16 protein-coding genes and 1 pseudogene are annotated in these 16732 nt (G+C 72.8%); 4 read left to right on the forward strand and 13 right to left on the reverse strand.

Annotated elements, in window-relative coordinates; all coding sequences use genetic code 11:
• From ACZ4V6_RS15005 to ACZ4V6_RS15030, 6 genes and pseudogenes are all read right to left on the reverse strand, one after another.
• Window positions 1-1010 (reverse strand): annotated as a pseudogene (locus ACZ4V6_RS15005) (nicotinate-nucleotide--dimethylbenzimidazole phosphoribosyltransferase); the annotation flags it as partial.
• 346 nt (window positions 1011-1356) lie between these two features.
• Complete coding sequence (gene cbiE, locus ACZ4V6_RS15010) at window positions 1357-2577, reverse strand: precorrin-6y C5,15-methyltransferase (decarboxylating) subunit CbiE (protein WP_467826826.1); 1221 nt, start codon at window positions 2575-2577, stop codon at window positions 1357-1359.
• Between the two features lie 117 nt (window positions 2578-2694).
• Window positions 2695-3333: a GNAT family N-acetyltransferase gene (locus ACZ4V6_RS15015; RefSeq protein WP_467826828.1), complete on the reverse strand. Its 639-nt coding sequence runs from the start codon at window positions 3331-3333 to the stop codon at window positions 2695-2697.
• 134 nt (window positions 3334-3467) lie between these two features.
• Complete coding sequence (locus ACZ4V6_RS15020) at window positions 3468-4292, reverse strand: MetQ/NlpA family ABC transporter substrate-binding protein (protein ID WP_467826831.1); 825 nt, start codon at window positions 4290-4292, stop codon at window positions 3468-3470.
• Between the two features lie 112 nt (window positions 4293-4404).
• Window positions 4405-5142, reverse strand: a complete 738-nt coding sequence (locus tag ACZ4V6_RS15025) for a methionine ABC transporter permease (protein WP_467826834.1) — start codon at window positions 5140-5142, stop codon at window positions 4405-4407.
• Window positions 5139-6179 carry a methionine ABC transporter ATP-binding protein gene (locus ACZ4V6_RS15030; RefSeq protein WP_467826837.1) on the reverse strand — a complete coding sequence of 347 codons (1041 nt, stop codon included), beginning with the start codon at window positions 6177-6179 and terminating at the stop codon, window positions 5139-5141. The genes ACZ4V6_RS15025 and ACZ4V6_RS15030 overlap by 4 nt, the downstream gene beginning before the upstream one ends.
• Window positions 6180-6864: 685 nt before the next feature.
• Between ACZ4V6_RS15030 and ACZ4V6_RS15035 the strand changes: the two genes are divergently transcribed.
• Together ACZ4V6_RS15035 and ACZ4V6_RS15040 are read left to right on the forward strand one after the other, a co-directional pair.
• Window positions 6865-7224 carry a hypothetical protein gene (locus ACZ4V6_RS15035; protein WP_467826840.1) on the forward strand — a complete coding sequence of 120 codons (360 nt, stop codon included), beginning with the start codon at window positions 6865-6867 and terminating at the stop codon, window positions 7222-7224.
• 1 nt (window position 7225) lies between these two features.
• Entirely contained in the window at window positions 7226-7654 is a 429-nt protein-coding gene (locus tag ACZ4V6_RS15040) for a hypothetical protein (protein ID WP_467826841.1), read from the forward strand.
• 31 nt (window positions 7655-7685) lie between these two features.
• Here the strand turns inward: ACZ4V6_RS15040 and ACZ4V6_RS15045 are convergent, their stop codons facing one another.
• The 3 genes from ACZ4V6_RS15045 to ACZ4V6_RS15055 form a co-directional block, all read right to left on the reverse strand.
• A complete protein-coding gene (locus tag ACZ4V6_RS15045) occupies window positions 7686-8183 on the reverse strand; it encodes a GNAT family N-acetyltransferase (protein WP_467827377.1) in 498 nt (165 codons plus the stop codon).
• Between the two features lie 57 nt (window positions 8184-8240).
• Complete coding sequence (locus ACZ4V6_RS15050; protein ID WP_467826843.1) at window positions 8241-8735, reverse strand: sigma-70 family RNA polymerase sigma factor; 495 nt, start codon at window positions 8733-8735, stop codon at window positions 8241-8243.
• Between the two features lie 75 nt (window positions 8736-8810).
• Entirely contained in the window at window positions 8811-9983 is a 1173-nt protein-coding gene (locus ACZ4V6_RS15055) for a glycerophosphodiester phosphodiesterase (RefSeq protein ID WP_467826845.1), read from the reverse strand.
• A 585-nt stretch (window positions 9984-10568) separates the two neighbouring features.
• Here ACZ4V6_RS15055 and ACZ4V6_RS15060 point away from each other — a divergent pair.
• Entirely contained in the window at window positions 10569-11240 is a 672-nt protein-coding gene (locus ACZ4V6_RS15060) for a lysophospholipid acyltransferase family protein (RefSeq protein ID WP_239770016.1), read from the forward strand.
• A 69-nt stretch (window positions 11241-11309) separates the two neighbouring features.
• Here the strand turns inward: ACZ4V6_RS15060 and ACZ4V6_RS15065 are convergent, their stop codons facing one another.
• From ACZ4V6_RS15065 to argH, 4 genes are all read right to left on the reverse strand, one after another.
• The gene (locus tag ACZ4V6_RS15065) at window positions 11310-12842 is read right to left on the reverse strand and encodes an MFS transporter (protein WP_467826847.1); all 1533 of its coding nucleotides are present in this window, start codon (window positions 12840-12842) and stop codon (window positions 11310-11312) included.
• 3 nt (window positions 12843-12845) lie between these two features.
• Window positions 12846-13391, reverse strand: coding sequence for a TetR/AcrR family transcriptional regulator (locus tag ACZ4V6_RS15070; protein WP_467826849.1), 546 nt, complete (start codon window positions 13389-13391; stop codon window positions 12846-12848).
• 112 nt (window positions 13392-13503) lie between these two features.
• Window positions 13504-14475: an aldo/keto reductase gene (locus ACZ4V6_RS15075; protein WP_467826852.1), complete on the reverse strand. Its 972-nt coding sequence runs from the start codon at window positions 14473-14475 to the stop codon at window positions 13504-13506.
• 73 nt (window positions 14476-14548) lie between these two features.
• Window positions 14549-15976: an argininosuccinate lyase gene (gene argH, locus ACZ4V6_RS15080; protein WP_467826854.1), complete on the reverse strand. Its 1428-nt coding sequence runs from the start codon at window positions 15974-15976 to the stop codon at window positions 14549-14551.
• A 119-nt stretch (window positions 15977-16095) separates the two neighbouring features.
• Between argH and ACZ4V6_RS15085 the strand changes: the two genes are divergently transcribed.
• Complete coding sequence (locus ACZ4V6_RS15085) at window positions 16096-16683, forward strand: pyridoxamine 5'-phosphate oxidase family protein (RefSeq protein WP_467826856.1); 588 nt, start codon at window positions 16096-16098, stop codon at window positions 16681-16683.
• Window positions 16684-16732 lie beyond the last annotated feature (49 nt).

The following is a 16732-nucleotide window of genomic DNA, read 5'->3' on the forward strand; positions in this document are numbered from 1 at the left end:
GCCTCGGGGACCTCGGCGACCGGCACGGACCCGGGAGCGACCCCCTCGGGGGCCGGTGCGTCAGCCGGTCCCGGCACGGCGTCGGGTTCCTGCGCGGGCGGCTGCTGCGCGGCCTCCGCTCCCGGCACGCCACCGGCCTCGGACGCACCGTCCGTGCCGAGCGCCGGCGTGCCGTACGTCTCGGGCGCTCCCGCGGCCGGGGGCTCGTGTCCGCCGTCGGCGGTGGGCGCGGCCCCCGTCGCGTGGGCCGTCCGGTCGTCCGGCACGGCCGCGTCGCGGGCCGCTGCCTGCGCGTCCGGCTCGGCTCCGGGTCCGGCGGCGGCCACGGCCGGGGGACCCGCCTCGCCGGCCTCCGCCGGCGCCGGGACGCCGCCGGTCGCCGCCACGGCCTCCGTCGCCACGCGGGTGACGAGTGCCTGGGCCGCGCCCACCGGCTCGGGACGCTGGTCCGGTACCGGAACAACCGTTTCCGCAGTCGCCGCCCCCGCGCTCGACGGGGCCGCCTGCGCGCCCCAGGGCGCCGCCTCCCGCGCGGGCGCCGCGGCGGCCTGGGGGACGTCGAGGTACTCGGGGCCGACGGTCGGCGGGCCGGCGTGCCGCACCGGCACGTCGGCGGGGCCCCGGTCGGCGAGGGAACGGACGGGGCTCGCGGAGGCGTCGGGGATCGGCGGACCGAGGTGCAGGGGCCGGCGCGGCGGGGCCGGCGCGGCCGTGCGCTCCGCGGCCGGTTCCGGCAGGCGGACGCCGCCGAGGTCGACCGAGCCGCTGTCACGGCCGGACGTCTCGTGCGGGCCCGGCTGGTGCACGGTCTCGACGACCGGCTCCGGCGCGGGCGGCGCGACCTCGTTGCCCCAGGCGCTCTGCGCGCCCGGCAGCAGCAACAGGTCCTCGTCCTCGGCGGTGGTTTCGGAGAGGTAGGTGTACGCGCCGGATGCGGGGACGCCCGGCTGCTCCACCATGCCTGCGTTCTCCGGCAGCCCCTCGCCCGGGATCTGGCCGGTGTCGGTCATGCGTAACCCCTCGCCCATCGGTTAGTGCTTCTACGACCAGCTCACCCGGGACGGCGCACCGACCGCCCCGTAGTGAAGAACGAGCGTGCGTGCCCAGCGGCACGAACGACCCGCCGGAAAAGACGACAAAGCCATTGAGTGGCATTGTCGCGGTCGTTCCCCCGTCACGACAGCTTGATCCGCGACGGCCCGCTGTGGACTGCGCCACGTTGCGCGTCCTCCGGTTCTGCCCTACCACACACCACCCGGAACTGGCGGGTTTTCAGGACATTGGACGACGAAGCGTCCGGTGTCCGAGTGCGGTACAACAATCCGCCAGCCTACCTCGCGCGGTACGACGATCCGATCACGGGGCGCGGTCGGGCAATACCCCTGTGAGCAGGAAAGCGACGCTCCGCTCCGTCTCCGTCCAGGCGCGGGTGTCGAGTCCGACGGACTGGATCAGGGCGCACTCGACGCGGTAGCCGTGCTCCGACAGGTCCCTGCCCACCAGTTCGGCCGCGTCGCGGGTCGCCGCGTGGGCGACGATGCGCTGCGGGCGGCGGTCGGCGACCGCGGAGACGACGGCCGCTCCCCCGCCGCCGACGCGGACGACGTCCGGTTCGGGGAGGTTCTCCAGGATGTGCGGGGCGGTGCCGTGCACGGTCTGGAGCTGGACGCCGAAGTGCCGTGCGGTGGTCTCGGTGCGGGCGCAGGCGTCCGGGTCCCGGTCGACGGCGATGACCGCGGCGCCGCCGCGCGCCGCCTCGGTGGCGAAGGCCCCGCTGCCGCAGCCGATGTCCCACACGAGGTCGCCGAGGCGCGGTCCGAGCCGGGCGAGCTGGGCCGTGCGCAGCAGGTCCGTCTCGCCCTCGCCGAGTTCGCCGCCGTACGCCTCTGCGGGCAGCGACCAGCCGCGCGGCCCGGCGGCGGGGTCGCGTCCCGCGATCCAGCCGCCCCCGTCGGCCACGGCGCCCGGGGCGGCGACGCCTCCGACGACGATGACGACGTTCGGGTCGCGCCAGGTGTGGTCGGCGGCCTTGTCGGAGGTGACGACGGTGACCTGCTCGCGGGCGGTGCCGAGCTCCTCGCAGATGACGAAGGTGCGGTGGACGCCCTCCATCAGCAGGCCGAGTTCGGCGGGGCCGGCGCCCGGAGAGGTGAGGACCGCGACCTTGGTGTGGGCCCGGCATACGTTCACGGCGCGTCGCAGCGTACGGGGATGGGCGACCACCACATGGGCGTCGTCCCAGGGCATGCCGGCGCGGGCGAAGGCGGCGGCGACGGAGGAGACGGCCGGGTCGACCTCGACCTCCAGGCCGAACTCGGGCGCGCGCAGGGTGCGGACGACGCCGAAGAATCCGGGGTCGCCGTCGGCGAGGACGACCGCCGTGCCCCGGTGGGCGGCGATGCGGCGGGCGGCGAGGGCCACGCTGCCGAGCCGGATGCGTTCGGCGGCGGGCGGCACCTCGGGGAGCGCGAGGTGATGGGCGGCACCGGCCACCAGCGTGGCGGCGCCCAGGGCTGCGCGTGCCGCGGCGGTCAGCGGCGAACCGTCCCAGCCGATCACCGTGACCCGGTCGGCCATCGTCGTCAGTCTCCAGGGGTCTTCGCAGGTCGTGTCGCGGAATCCGCTCGTGGGCGGGCTCCGTGAGGGTACCTGGTGCGGCCTCGGGACGTGGTGGTGACGCCGCCGTCCCCCAGGTCAGTTCCAGTCGGTGAAGGTGGTGAAACCCTCACGGTCGGCCAGGTGCTCCGCCGCGCCCTCGATGTCCTCGGGCAGCAGGCTCCACACGATGAAGTCGGTGCGTACGTCGGTCCAGGTGCCGTCGTCGGTGCGCATCCGCGCTATGCAGGCGTTGCGCAGGACGCCCTCGCTGATGCAGCCGATCTTCTGGGCGACCTGCTGGGAGGCGGTGTTGTCGGCAGCGGTGCGCAGCTCGATGCGCTCGAACTTCTGGTCGCCGAACAGCCACTGGGCGGTGGCGAGCGCGGCCTCGGAGGCGTAGCCCTCGCCGCGGGCCCAGGGGGCGACGATGTACGACAGCTCGGTGGACCGCACGTGCCAGTCGGTCCTGGTCAGCTGGACGACGCCGACCAGGCGCTGGGTGAGGAACTCGGTGACGGCCAGGTCGAGCCCGCGGCCGGCGGTGCGTTCGGCGGGGGCGTACTCGGTGATCCAGGTGCGGGCGCCCTGTTCGGTGAAGGGATGCGGGACGTGGGTCCAGGCGGCGACCTGCTCGTCGTTCATCATCGCCGCGAGGGCGGGGACGTCGTCCTCGTCGAGGGGGCGCAGCACCAACCGCTCCGTGCTGATGGAGATGTTGGGGAAGGTGCTCGTCATGCGCCGCTCCGTAACCTGTGTGACCGTCAGACCTGCTGAGCTGCCCAGCATGCAGCATGAAAGCACCGGGCCGCACCACCGGGTCCCACTCCCCTCGGGAGGGGGCGGACCCGGTGCGCGGCGCGGGGCTCGGCTCAGAAGGAGGGGAGCACGGACCCGGCGTAGTTGTCCTCGATGAACTTCTTGACCTCGGGCGAGGTGAGGAGCTTCGCGAGCTTCTGGACCCGCGGGTCGTCCTCCTGGCCCTCCTTGACGACGAGGAGGTTGACGTTCGGGTTGTCCTTGGCGGACTCCAGGACGAGGGCGTCCTTGGCCGGCTTGAGGTCGGCCTCCAGGGCGTAGTTGCCGTTGATGACCGCCGCGTCGACGTCGTTCAGGGAACGCGGGGTCTGCGCCGCCTCCAGCTCCTTGAACTCGAAGTCCTTCGGGTTCTCGGTGATGTCGGCGGTGGTGGCCGAGTTGCCCACGCCGTCCTTCAGGGTGATCAGGCCCTGGGAGGCGAGCAGCTGCAGGGCGCGGGCCTCGGTGACCGTGTCGTTGGGGAGGGCGATGGTCGCGCCGTTCTTCAGGTCACCGGCCTTGTCGGCCTTCTTGGAGTAGAGGCCGAGCGGCTCCAGGTGCACCGAGGCGACGGACTTCAGGTGGGTGCCGTTCTTCTTGTTGAAGTCCGCGAGGTAGGGCTCGGTCTGGAAGTAGTTGGCGCCCACCGAGCCGTCCTCCGTCGCCGTGTTCGGCGTGACGTAGTCGGTGAACTCCTTGACCTCCAGGTCGAGGCCCGCCTTCTTCGCCAGGTTGTCCTTGACGTAGGTGAGGATCTCGGCGTGCGGGACGGGCGTCGCGGCCACGACCAGCGGGCCGGAGGCGTCGGAGGAGTCCTTGTCCGAGCCGCAGGCGGAGAGCCCGAGGGTGAGGGCTCCGGCGGCGAGGACGGCGGTGGTGATCTTGGCGGTGTTACGCACGAAAAGTGCCTTTCCTGAGGTGGTGCGACCCCTTGGGTCAAGGGGCACCGGCGCGAAGCGCCGACGTTGGGGGGGTGGGCGACGGGCGGGAGTGCGGGGCGCCTTCGGGGTGTCAGGCGACCTTGCTCACGTCGGCCGCCGCGGGTTCCTCGGCCTTGAGCAGCCGGAGCCTGGGCGCGGCGCCCCCGCGTCCGCCGCGGCGGTGCAGGGTGCGGGCCGCGTAGTCGCCGGCGAACTGGATGAGCGAGATGGCGACGGCGAGGAGCGCGACGGTGACCCACATCAGGCCGGTCTCGAAGCGCTGGTAGCCGTAGCGGACGGCGAGGTCGCCGAGGCCGCCGCCGCCGACGGTGCCGGCCATGGCCGAGTAGCCGATGAGGGCGATGACCGTGGTCGTGGTGCCGGCGATGAGCGACGGGAGCGCCTCGGGGACCAGGACCTTGCGGACGATGGTCCAGGTGTTGCCGCCCATGGACTGGACGGCCTCGACCAGCCCTCCGTCGACCTCGCGGACGGACGTCTCGACGAGCCGCGCGAAGAAGGGGATGCCGCCGATGGCGAGCGGCACGATCGCGGCCTCGCTGCCGATGGTCGTGCCGGTGACCCAGCGGGTGAAGCTCATCAGCGCGACCATGAGGATGATGAACGGCATCGAGCGGCCGATGTTCACGATCTGGCCGATGACCTTGTTGACCACGACGTTCTGCAGCAGGCCGCCCTTGTCGGTGAGGACGAGGAGCACGCCGAGCGGGAGTCCGACGGCGACGGCGATCGCGGTGGACCAGCCGACCATGATCAGGGTCTCCCAGGACGCCTGCTCCAGCAGGGGCTGCATCTCGGACCAGGTCACTTGGCACCTTCCTTCACCAGAAGGGACGGTTCCGCGTTCACCACGTCGATCTGGAGGCCCTGTTCGCGCAGGAAGCCGACGGGCACGACGTTGTCCTCGTAGCGGCCGGGGAGTTCGATGCGCATCCGGCCGATCTGGAGGCCGCCGACGGTGTCGATGGCGGCACCGAGGATCGATATATCGATGTTGTAGGTGCGGGACAGCTGGGAGATGACGGGCTGGGTGGCGGCCTCGCCGTGGAAGGTGACGTCGAGGACGGTGCGGTCGTCCCCCGACGCCTCGCCGCCGACCGGGAAGAGGGCGGCGGCCAGCTCGGAGCCCGGGGTCGCGAGGAGTTCGCCGACCGTGCCGGACTCGACGACGCGGCCCCGGTCCATGAGGGCGGCCGAGTCGCAGACGCTCTTGACGACGTCCATCTCGTGGGTGATGAGCAGCACGGTCAGGCCGAGCTCGCGGTTGAGGTCGCGCAGCAGCCGGAGGATGGAGCGGGTGGTCTCCGGGTCGAGCGCGCTGGTGGCCTCGTCGGACAGCAGCACCTTGGGGTCGCCGGCCAGGGCGCGGGCGATGCCGACGCGCTGCTTCTGGCCGCCGGAGAGCTGGGCGGGGTAGGACTTGGCCTTGTCGGCGAGACCGACCAGGTCGAGCAGTTCCAGCGCCTTGCGGGAACGTTCCTTCCCGGACCTGCCGAGGATCTCCAGCGGCAGCTCGACGTTGTCCTGCACGGTCCGCGTGGACAGCAGGTTGAAGTGCTGGAACACCATGCCGATACGGCTGCGCGCCTGCCGCAGCTCCCGGCCGGCGCGCGGCCCGCGTCCGGCCAGCGCGGTGAGGTCCTGGCCGGCGACGGTGACCGTGCCGGAGGTGGGACGCTCCAGGAGGTTGACGCAGCGGATGAGCGAGGACTTGCCGGCGCCGGACTGGCCGATGACGCCGAACACCTCGCCCTCGCGGACGTGCAGGTCGACGCCGTCCAGGGCGGTGACCTCACGGCCGCGGTGCGACCGGTAGACCTTCGTGAGGCCTGATGTGGTGATCACGTGGTTTCCGTCACTGTCGAGTGCGCGGCGCGGGTGTGTGCGCCGGCACGGGGGCGTTGTTCTTCGGGGTTCTCGCGGGACCTTCGGAACGCGGCACGGTTCTCGCGGCGGCGGTGCGCGATGGCGGCGAAACCGGGGAGAACGTGTGCGCGGGGCGTGGCTCGGTCGCGTGCGCGGGGCGCGGCGGCGGACACGAGCCGGCACTCGCTTCGGGGCGCGAGGCTCAGGTGGTGCGGGGGCCCTCTAGAAGGCGCACATTCGGCACATACAACGAGCACCGGGCGTCGTCGTCGCCTCGGTCGCAGGGGTGCGGTCGCTCGTGGTGCTCATGCGATCAGTAAAGCAGACCGGTGGTTCTGAGCGGACACCGCTGTCCGGATGCTGGACAGCGGTGGACGGTGGCCGGTCCCGGGGGCGCGGACCGGTGCCGGGAGAGGACCGCCACCACGCCGTCGGTGACCAGCACGGACGGGGCCGGGAGACCGCCGGCCGCCGGAACGGCGCCGGGTCCGGCGGCCGCCGGGTTGTGGCCAACGCCACGGTGGCCGCGTCGGCGGCCCGGCCACCGTCCGCCCGTGCGGCCCGGCCCGCGGGCCGGACGGCCGTGATCCCGCGCGCGGCCCCGCCCGCGTCACGGGCGGGGCCGCGCGCGAAGGGCTCCTCGGGGCGTAATAGGGTCGCTGCCATGCTTGACGCCCTGACGCTGGTGACCGCAGTCGCCGCGCTGCTGCTCGCCGCCTGGTGCGGCTGGGCCGCCTACCGTGACCAGCCGACGAAGGACTGGCACTTCATCGGCATGGCCGCGGTCTCGGTGCTGGCGCTGATCCAGCTGGCGGTCGGGATCGTGCAGTTGGCGCGGGGCGAGAAGCCGGAGCAGGGCACGACGATCTTCGTGTCCTACCTGCTGGGCGCCTTCGCCTGCGTCCCGGCGGCGGGGTTCATGTCGCTGGCCGAACGCACCCGCTGGGGCTCGGTGACGGTCGCCGCCGGCGGTGTGGTCCTCGCCGTCCTCGAAGTGCGGCTGTACGACATCTGGGGAGGCTGAGATGACGGCGACCGAGGACGAGCCGGCCCGTGCCCGATTGATCGGCGGGCCCGGGATCCTGCTGGTGTGGCTGTACGGGGTGATGGTCGTCGGCGCCGTGTCGCGGTCCGCGTACCAGATCGCCACCGATTTCGACCGGGCACCGCTCGCCTACACGCTGTCGGCCGTCGCCGGCGTCGTCTACGGCTTCATCACCTACACCCTCGTGCGCGGCGGGGAGACGGCCCGCAGGGCGGCGCGGGTCTGCTGCGCCGCCGAGCTGGTGGGCGTGCTGGCGGTGGGCACATGGACCCTGGCCGAGCCGTCGGTGTTCCCCGACGCGACCGTGTGGTCCGACTTCGGCATGGGCTACGTCTTCATCCCGGTGCTCCTGCCGCTGTCCGCGCTGTACTGGCTGCGCAAGGGCGCGCACCACGGGGACGCCGCCTGAGACCGTCGGGCGGCCCGGGCCCGCCCGCGGCTCACGCCGTCGTCGCGTACGTCTCCGCCGGCTTCTCCAGGACGATCATCGGGACGCCGTCCGCGCCCTCGGCCGTCCCCACCGTCTCGTAGCCGACCCGCCGGTACAGACGCAGGTTTCCCTCGCTGCGGTGACCGGTGTGCAGGCGGAAGCGCGTGGCGCCGCGCTCCTCGACGAGGGCGGACTCGGCGGCCCGCAGCAGACGGGCGCCGATGCCGTGGCCCTGGAGGCGGGGGTGGACGCACAGCTTGCCGATGGACGCGGCACCGTCCTCGGTCACCCGGCCCCGCACCGAGCCGATGACCTCGTCGCCGAGCCGCGCCACGAAGACGCAGTCGCCGGCGACCTCTTCGCGCACGGAGTCGAGGGTCTGGACGAGCGGGTCGATGCGGTAGTTGCCGTACAGCGCCGCCTCCCTCTGGAAGCAGAGGTACTGCAGTCGGAAGATCTGCTCGGCATCCTGCCCGGTCGCCGCCGAGATGGTCACGCTCATGCCCATGTGCGCATGCCTCCCGCTCACCTGATCACCTGTGGTCCCCCACTCCTATCCCCGTCCTCAGCGGGCCGCAACCTCCGGCGTCAGTAATCGGCGAAGACATCCCAGACATCTGGAGCGTTCCGGTCCAAGGCTGCCCTGTGAGATACCCAACTCCCCCGCGATCTCCCGGTATGTGAGGTCCTTCGGGGACAGCAGCGCCTCCATCAGACGGGGGCAGCGGCCGGGCAGCCGGCGCACGGCGTCGCGCAGGGCGCGGTGGCGGGCCGCGGTGAGGGCGAGCTGTTCGGGCCCGCGTTCGGCGGCGTCGGCGGGTTCGGTCTCGTACGGCCGCTCGGCCCGGGCCGCGCGGCGGGTGCGGCGGACCTCGAGGCGGACGGCGCTGCGCAGCCAGCGGTGGGGATCGCGGGGCGGGCCGTCGGTCTCCAGGCGCTCCAGGAGGCGCAGCCACACCGCCTGCTCCAGGTCTCCGGGCTCGGTACCGCCGGCATATGTCTCGGCCGAGACCTCCGCGGCGAGGAGGGGGCGCAGGGTGGCGACCAGGTCGTGCGTCATATGCAGTGCGACGCGGCCGCCCGGGCGGTGGTTGCCCCGGGCGGCCGCATGTCACTCCAACCGGTGTGGTGACGCTCAGCGGTTGACGAAGTCCTCGCGGGCCAGCACGCCGGTGTCCGGGTTGTCGGTGAAGACGCCGTCGATGCCGGTGGCGAAGTACGTCCGGAAGGCCCCGAAGGCGTCGCCGTAGGCGTCGGGCTCCGAGCCCTTGCGGAAGTCCGCGGGCAGGAAGGGGTTCTCGTTGCGCATGGTGTACGGGTGCAGGATCAGTCCGGCCCGGTGGGCGTCGCGCACCAGGGTGGTGGGCTCGGTGAGCCTGCCGGCCGCGTCCTTCGGGATGATCAGGTCCAGGGTGGGTCCGATGCCCTGGGCGTAGGAGGCGATCTCCCTCAGGCCCGCGGGCGTGATCAGGTCGGCGACCGTGCGCGGGTCGCCGGTCTCGACGAAGTCCCAGGGACGGCTCTTCGCTCCGGACAGCAGGACGGCGAGCGGGTTGCCGACGAGCCCGTTCATCCGCTGGATGCTGGTCGGCTCGAAGGACTGGATGATGACGGGCGAGTTCTTCTTGTCCTTGCCGTGCCTGCGCAGCAGCCGGGCCAGGCGCTCCTCGGTGCCGAGGCCCAGCTTGCGGAAGTAGGTGGGGTGCTTGAGCTCGGGGTAGATCCAGACCTGCCTGCCGCGCCTGCGGGTCTGCTCGTCCTGCCAGCGGAGCACCTCTTCGAAGGTGGGGATCTCCCAGCGCCCGTCGTAGAGGGTGTTGTGGGGACGGTTGGCCGGGATGCGCTCGGTGGCGCGGAGCGTCTTGAGCTCGGCGAGCGTGAAGTCCTCGGTGAACCAGCCGGTGGTGGAGACGCCGTCGAGCTGCTTGGTGCGCCTGCGGCCGGCGAACTCGGGGTGGTCGGCGACGTCCGTGGTGCCGCCGATCTCCGGTTCGTGACGGCAGACGAGATGACCGTCCTTGGTGGGGACGAGGTCACCGGCCTCGACGATGTCGGCGCCCATGTCCAGTGCCAGTTCGTAGGCGCCGAGGGTGTGTTCGGGGCGGTAGCCGCTGGCGCCGCGGTGGCCGATGACCGTCGGGACGGGCAGGCCCTTCAGCCCGCCCTGCCCGCCGCCGTGCCGGGCGTCGGCGGCTCCCGCCGCGCCGGAAAGGCCCAGTACGGCTCCGCCCGCGCCCAGCACCGCCGCGCCGAGAAGCGCCCGCCGTCCGGTTCCGCCCGCCCGCTCGTCCGACCCCTGCGTTCCCATCGGTACCTCCCGCCGTCGACCGTCACTGCGGGCCGATCGTAGGGGCGCGTACATGACGAGCGGGAGACCGCGTGCGGAACACGCGGGTGACCCGGGATGTCGGGCGGGGGCGGAGGGGCGGGCGGGGCGGGACGTCTGACGAACCGTCGGCTTGGCGGCGCCGGACCGGGGTACGCGGTCGGTGGCCGCGGCTCGTCGTGGCGCTGCCCGACGGGTCCCGCGGCCGCGGGAAGAAGGGGCCGGTGAAGCGGCTGTGACGGCGCGCCTCACGCGGTCCGCGCGTCGCGCGTGCTTCGATCCGGGCGGTGTCCGCGCCCGAGGAGCAACGACGCCGGTCCCCTCGGACCAGGACGGCGTGGCACGGCGAGAGCGGCGAGCCCCCGCGGGCGGATCCTCCCCCGCGGACGCGAGTTGCCTCACACCCCGCCGTCCGCGTCACGGCCGCGCAACACCACGGCACCGCAGGTGAACACGCGTCAACACCGGGCGAGGGCTCGGTGAACCCGACGTGCGCGACCCCCGGGGCCGCGAGTAATGTCCTCACCTGCACAGACTCATACCGCATCCCCGACGCCGGAGGACCCGTTGTCCCGCTTCGCGCTCATCAAGGCAGTGCTCGGCCCGATCATGCGCCTGATGTTCCGCCCCCAGGTGGAGGGCGTGGAGAACATTCCGGGCGACGGCCCGGTCATCCTGGCCGGCAACCACCTCACCTTCATCGACTCGATGATCCTCCCGCTGGTCTGCGACCGGCAGGTCGTCTTCATCGGCAAGGACGAGTACGTCACCGGCAAGGGCCTCAAGGGCCGGCTGATGGCCTGGTTCTTCACCGGCGTCGGCATGATCCCGGTCGACCGGGACGGCGGCCGGGGCGGGGTCGCGGCGCTGATGACCGGACGCCGGGTGCTGGAGGAGGGCAGGATCTTCGGCATCTACCCGGAGGGCACCCGCTCCCCCGACGGCCGTCTGTACCGCGGCCGCACCGGCATCGCCCGCCTCACCCTGATGACCGGCGCCCCCGTCGTCCCGTTCGCGATGATCGGCACCGACAAGCTCCAGCCGGGCGGCGCGGGCCTGCCCCGGCCGGGCAAGGTCACGGTCCGCTTCGGCGAGGCGATGGAGTTCTCCCGCTACGAGGGCATGGACCGCGACCGCTACGTCCTGCGGGCCGTGACCGACTCCGTGATGACCGAGGTCATGCGGCTCTCCGGCCAGGAGTACGTGGACATGTACGCCAGCAAGGCGAAGGCGGCGTGACACCGCGCTGACACACGTGCCGAGGGCGGGCCACCGGATCGGTGGCCCGCCCTCGGCGCGTGCGCACGGTCACGGGTGCCCGGCCCCGTCCTCCAGGCGCTGGCCGCGCAGCAGGTACCAGGCCGCGCCGGCGGCGGCCAGCAGCACCAGGGCGCCGATGCCCGAGGCGAGCGTCAGCCCGTCCACGAAGGACTGGCGGGCGGCGTCCAGCAGGGCGCCGGCCGTGTGCTCGGGCATCCCGGAGGCGGCCTCGACCGCACCGCCGAGCGACTCGTGAGCCGCCTCCGGGGTGCCGGGCGGGCCGGTGAAGCCCCGGTAGACGCCGGTCACGATGGAGCCGAGGAGCGCGATGCCGAGGGCGGCGCCGAGCTCGTAGGCCGTCTCGGAGACCGCGGAGGCGGCGCCGGCCTGCTCCCCCGGGACACTGGAGAGGATCACGTCGGCGGTGACGGTGAACGAGAAGCCGGCGCCGACGCCGACCACCAGCAGGGCCCCGCCGAGCAGCGGGTAGCCGGTGTGCTGGTCGAGGAGGGTGAGCGTGGCGAGGGCGAGGCCGACGGCGGCGAGCCCGCCGGAGACCACGGCGCGCACGGAGAAGCGCCGGGCCGCGCGGCCCGCGACCAGACCGGCCACCACCGCGCCGATCGCTGCGGGCAGTTCGGCGAGCCCCGCCTCGAACGGGCGCCTGCCCTGTACGAGTTGCAGGTACTGGGAGAGGAAGAACACCAGTCCGGACAGGCCGAGGACGGTCAGCAGGTCGGCCAGCACCGCGCCGCTGAAGCCGCGGCTGCGGAACAGCCGCATGTCGAGCAGCGGGACCGGCATGGTCAGCTGGCGGCGGACGAAGCCGTACAGCGCGGCGGCGCCCAGCAGGCCCGCCGCGAGCGGGGCCCACGCGAAGCCGTGCGCGGCGGCCTCCTTGACGGCGTAGACGACGCCGACCATGCCGATCAGGGAGAGGAGGACGCTGGCCAGGTCCCACGGGCCGGGGGCGGGGTTGCGGGACTCGGGGAGCAGCTTGACGCCGACGAGGACCAGGACGGCCATCACGGGCAGGTTGATCAGGAAGACCGAGCCCCACCAGAAGTGCTCCAGCAGGAAACCGCCCACGATCGGGCCGACCGCCATGCCGGCGGAGGCCGTGGCGCCCCAGATGCCGACGGCGAGGCTGCGTTCGCGCGGGTCGTGGAAGATGTTGCGGATCAGGGCGAGGGTGGCGGGCATGAGCGTGGCGCCCGCGACGCCGAGCAGGGCCCGGGCGAGGATCAGCACCTCGGGGGTGTGCGCGTAGGCGTTGAGCACGGACACCGCGCCGAACGCCGTGGCGCCCAGGAGCAGGATCCGCTTGCGGCCGATGCGGTCGCCGAGGCTGCCCATGGAGACCAGCAGGCCGGCGATGACGAAGGAGTAGACGTCGCCGATCCACAGCAGCTGGGTGCCGGAGGGGGCGAGGTCCTCGCTGATGTAGGGGGTGGCGAGACCGAGGACGGTCGCGTCGACGGCCACCAGCAGCACGGCCAGCACGAGGACGGACAGCGCCAGCCAGCGGCCGGGGCGCTTCACCGCCTCGGTCGACTGCGCCGACTGCAGGGTGCGGGTCATGGTTCACTCTCTCCGAAGTGCGCCGCCGAGCAGCAGCTCGACGATCATGCGGGTGAAGTCGTTGCGGGCCACGCGGCCCTCGGTCACCGCCCAGGCGCCGGAGGCCAGCAGGCCGTAGAGCGCCTCGGTGAGCCAGGCCGGGGTGAGGTCGATGCGGAACTCGCCGCTCTCCTGGCCCCGGCGGAACAGCTCGGTGAGCCGGGCGTCGATGCGGGCCCAGCCCTCGTTCTGCCGCTCGCCCTCGAACAGCTGGTTCTCGGTGTAGAGGAAGGCGAGCAGGCCCGCGGCGGGTTCCATCTCCCGTACGAGCCGGCGCACCGCCTCCGCGGCGGGACCGTCGTCCGGGCGGGCCGCGTCCAGGGCCGCCTCGCACTCGGCGATGCCGAGCGCCTCCAGGGCGCGGACGAGGGCGTCGCGCCCGGCGAAGTGGCGGTGCAGCGTGGCCCGGCTGATCCCGGCGGCCCTCGCGACCTCGTCCATGGTCGCGGTGGCTCTGCGGGTCAGCAGGGCCGCGGCGCTGCGCAGTACCTGTTCTCGATCGACGGCCATGAGACAACAGTAACCCATGTGAGACATTGATGTCTCATCGTGGGCGTGTGCGACTCACCACCGGGCAGCCGGGCACCGGCCGCCGCGGGCGGTCGCACGGGCCGGGACCCGCTCAGTGCCAGGGCAGCCGGCCGCGCCGCTCCCAGTAGGCGCACGGGTCCTCGGCGAGGGTGGCGAGGCGTGCCACCTGGTCGTCGTCGAGGTCGACGACGGCGGCGTGCAGGTTCGAGCCGAGCTGGGCCACGGTCGCGGCGCCGGAGAGGACCACACCGGTCCAGGGCTGCCGCAGGACCAGCGCGAGGGCGACCGCGTCGCAGCCCAGGGTCGTCTCCTCGGCCACGGCCCGCAGGACGTCCGGCGCGTGCGGCTCGGCGAGGCGCCCGTTGGCCATGCCCTCCTTGACGATCACCGTGAGCCCCGCGTCGTGCGCCTCGGCCAGCGCGGGCCCGACGGAGGTCTCCAGCGCGTTGTACGTCGCCTGGACGGTGCGGAAGAGGGGCTCGCCGTCGACGGTCACGGCGAGCGCGGCGCGGACGGCGTCGGCCTGGGCGGGACCGCTGGTGGAGAAGCCGACGGTGACGCCCCGCGCGGCGGCCTCGGCGAGCTCGGCGTGGAGCTCCTTGTCGGTGAGGGCCGGACTGTCGGGGGTGAGGGAGTGGATCTGGTACAGGTCGAGCCGGTCGCCGAGGAGGGCGTCGGTCTCGGCGCGCTGGCGCTCGTACGTGGCGACGCCGTGGTCCTTGACCTCGTGCTGCTCGGCGTCGGCGGACCAGTCGGCGGTGTAGGTGTAGCCCCACTTGCTGCCCACGACGACGTCGTCCGCGTCGGGACGCTCCCGCAGCCAGGCGGCGAGGAACTCCTCCGACCGCCCGTAGGAGCGGGCCGCGTCGAAGTAGCGCACGCCCTGCGCGTAGGCGGCGTCGAGAAGGTCGTGGGTGCGCTCGCGCAGCGCCTCGACGCTGCGGTCCTCTCCGAGGTCGCGCTCTCTGCCGAGGTTGATGTAGCCGGGACGGCCGACGGCGGCGAGGCCCAGGCCCATGTGACAGGTGGGCGTCGTCGCGGTCGCGAGACGGGCGAAGGGCATCGCGGGCTCCGTTCGGTCGGCTCGTGCTCCTGCCGACCAACGTAACCGCGATGCCCCTCGGGCACACCGGCTGCTACTTCCTGGCGTTCGCCCAGGCGTGCTGGCCGGCCACGTCCGCCTTCACCTCGGCGAGCTGCACGGCGACCGCGCCGGGCGCCGTGCCGCCGCGGCCGCTGCGGGAGGCGAGGGCGCCGGGGACGTCGAGCACCGAGCGGACCTCGGGGGTCAGGTGCGCGGAGATCTTCGCGAACTGCTCGTCCGTCAGCTCGTCCAGCTCCTTGCCCTCCGCCTCGGCGACCTTCACGCACTCGCCGGCCACCTCGTGCGCGACCCGGAACGGCACGCCCTGCCTGACCAGCCACTCGGCGATGTCGGTGGCGAGCGAGAACCCGGCCGGGGCCAGCTCCTCCATGCGCTCGCGGTGCACGGTGAGGGTGGCCATCATGCCGGTGAAGGCCGGCAGCAGGACCTCCAGCTGGTCGATGGAGTCGAAGACCGGCTCCTTGTCCTCCTGGAGGTCGCGGTTGTACGCGAGCGGGAGGGCCTTGAGGGTGGCCATCAGACCGGTCAGGTTGCCGATCAGGCGGCCGGACTTGCCGCGGGCCAGCTCGGCGATGTCCGGGTTCTTCTTCTGCGGCATGATCGACGAGCCGGTGGAGAAGGCGTCGTGCAGGGTCACGAAGGAGAACTCCTTCGTGTTCCAGATGATGATCTCCTCGGCGATGCGGGAGACGTTCACGCCGATCATCGCGGTGATGAAGGCGAACTCGGCGACGAAGTCGCGGGAGGCCGTGCCGTCGATGGAGTTGCCGGCGCTGCCGCGCTCGAAGCCGAGGTCGCGGGCGACCGCCTCCGGGTCGAGGCCGAGGCTGCTGCCCGCGAGCGCTCCCGAGCCGTACGGCGACACGGCCGTCCGCTCGTCCCACTGGCGCAGCCGCTCCGCGTCCCGGGACAGCGCCTGGACGTGGGCGAGGACGTGGTGGGCGAAGAGCACCGGCTGGGCGTGCTGGAGGTGGGTGCGGCCGGGCATCGCCACGTCCGGGTGGGCCTCGGCGAGGCCGATCAGGGCGTCCTGGAGGTCGGCGATCAGGCCGCCGACGACGCGGGCGTGGTCGCGCAGGTACATCCGGAAGAGGGTGGCGACCTGGTCGTTGCGGGACCGCCCGGCGCGCAGCTTGCCGCCGAGGTCGGGGCCGAGCCGCTCCAGCAGGCCGCGCTCCAGGGCCGTGTGGACGTCCTCGTCGGCGATGGTGCCCACGAACACGCCGGAGGCCACGTCGGCTTCGAGCCGGTCGAGGCCGTCGATCATGCGGGACAGCTCGTCCTCGGTGAGCAGTCCCGCCTTGTGCAGCACGCGCGCGTGGGCACGCGAGCCGGCGATGTCGTAGGGGGCGAGGCGCCAGTCGAAGTGGACGGACGCGGACAGCTTCGCCAGGGCCTCGGCGGGACCGTCGGCGAAACGGCCGCCCCAGAGCCGTACGTCACCGTTGTTGCTGCTCACTCGTGTCGCTCCTCACCGTGCAATCACTGGCCTGCATGAGTATGCAGAAGACTGCATGATTCGTCAATCTCGCAGATCCGCGGGACGCGCCGCACCGCGCGGTCCCATAATCGTTAGACATGGGAAAGACCTATGAGCGCATAGACGGCCGGCTCCGCACCTTCATCGAGGCCCAGCCCCTCTTCTTCACCGCCACCGCTCCCCTGACCGCCGACGGGACGGTCAACCTCTCCCCCAAGGGACTCACGGGCTCCTTCGCCGTGCTCGACGAACTCACCGTGGCCTACCTCGACTTCGCGGGCTCCAACGCCGAGACCATCGCCCATCTGCGGGAGAACGGGCGGATCACCCTCATGTGGTGCGCCTTCCAGGGACCGCCGAACATCGTGCGGGTGCACGGGCGCGGGGAGCCGGTCTTCCGCGACGACCCGCGCTTCCCGGAGCTGCTGGCCCGCTTCCCCGGCATCGACACCGGCCGGCACGGGCTGCGCGCGATCATCGTCGTGACCGCCGAGCTCATCCGCGACACCTGCGGCTACGGCGTCCCCTTCATGGCGTACGAGAACGACCGGGACCTGCACGGCAAACGGTTCGCGCGCGAGGACGACGTCTCGCTCAGCGCGTACTTCACCAAGAAGGAGCACATCGCGACGAGCCTGGACGGCCTTCCCGGGCTGCCGTTGCCGCTGCCCCCGTCTACGGTCTGAGCCATGCGCCCCGGTGCCGTCGCCGCCCTCACGAGCCTGGACGGCCTTC

The sequence above is a fragment of the Streptomyces sp. NPDC029152 genome (genome assembly GCF_055564355.1).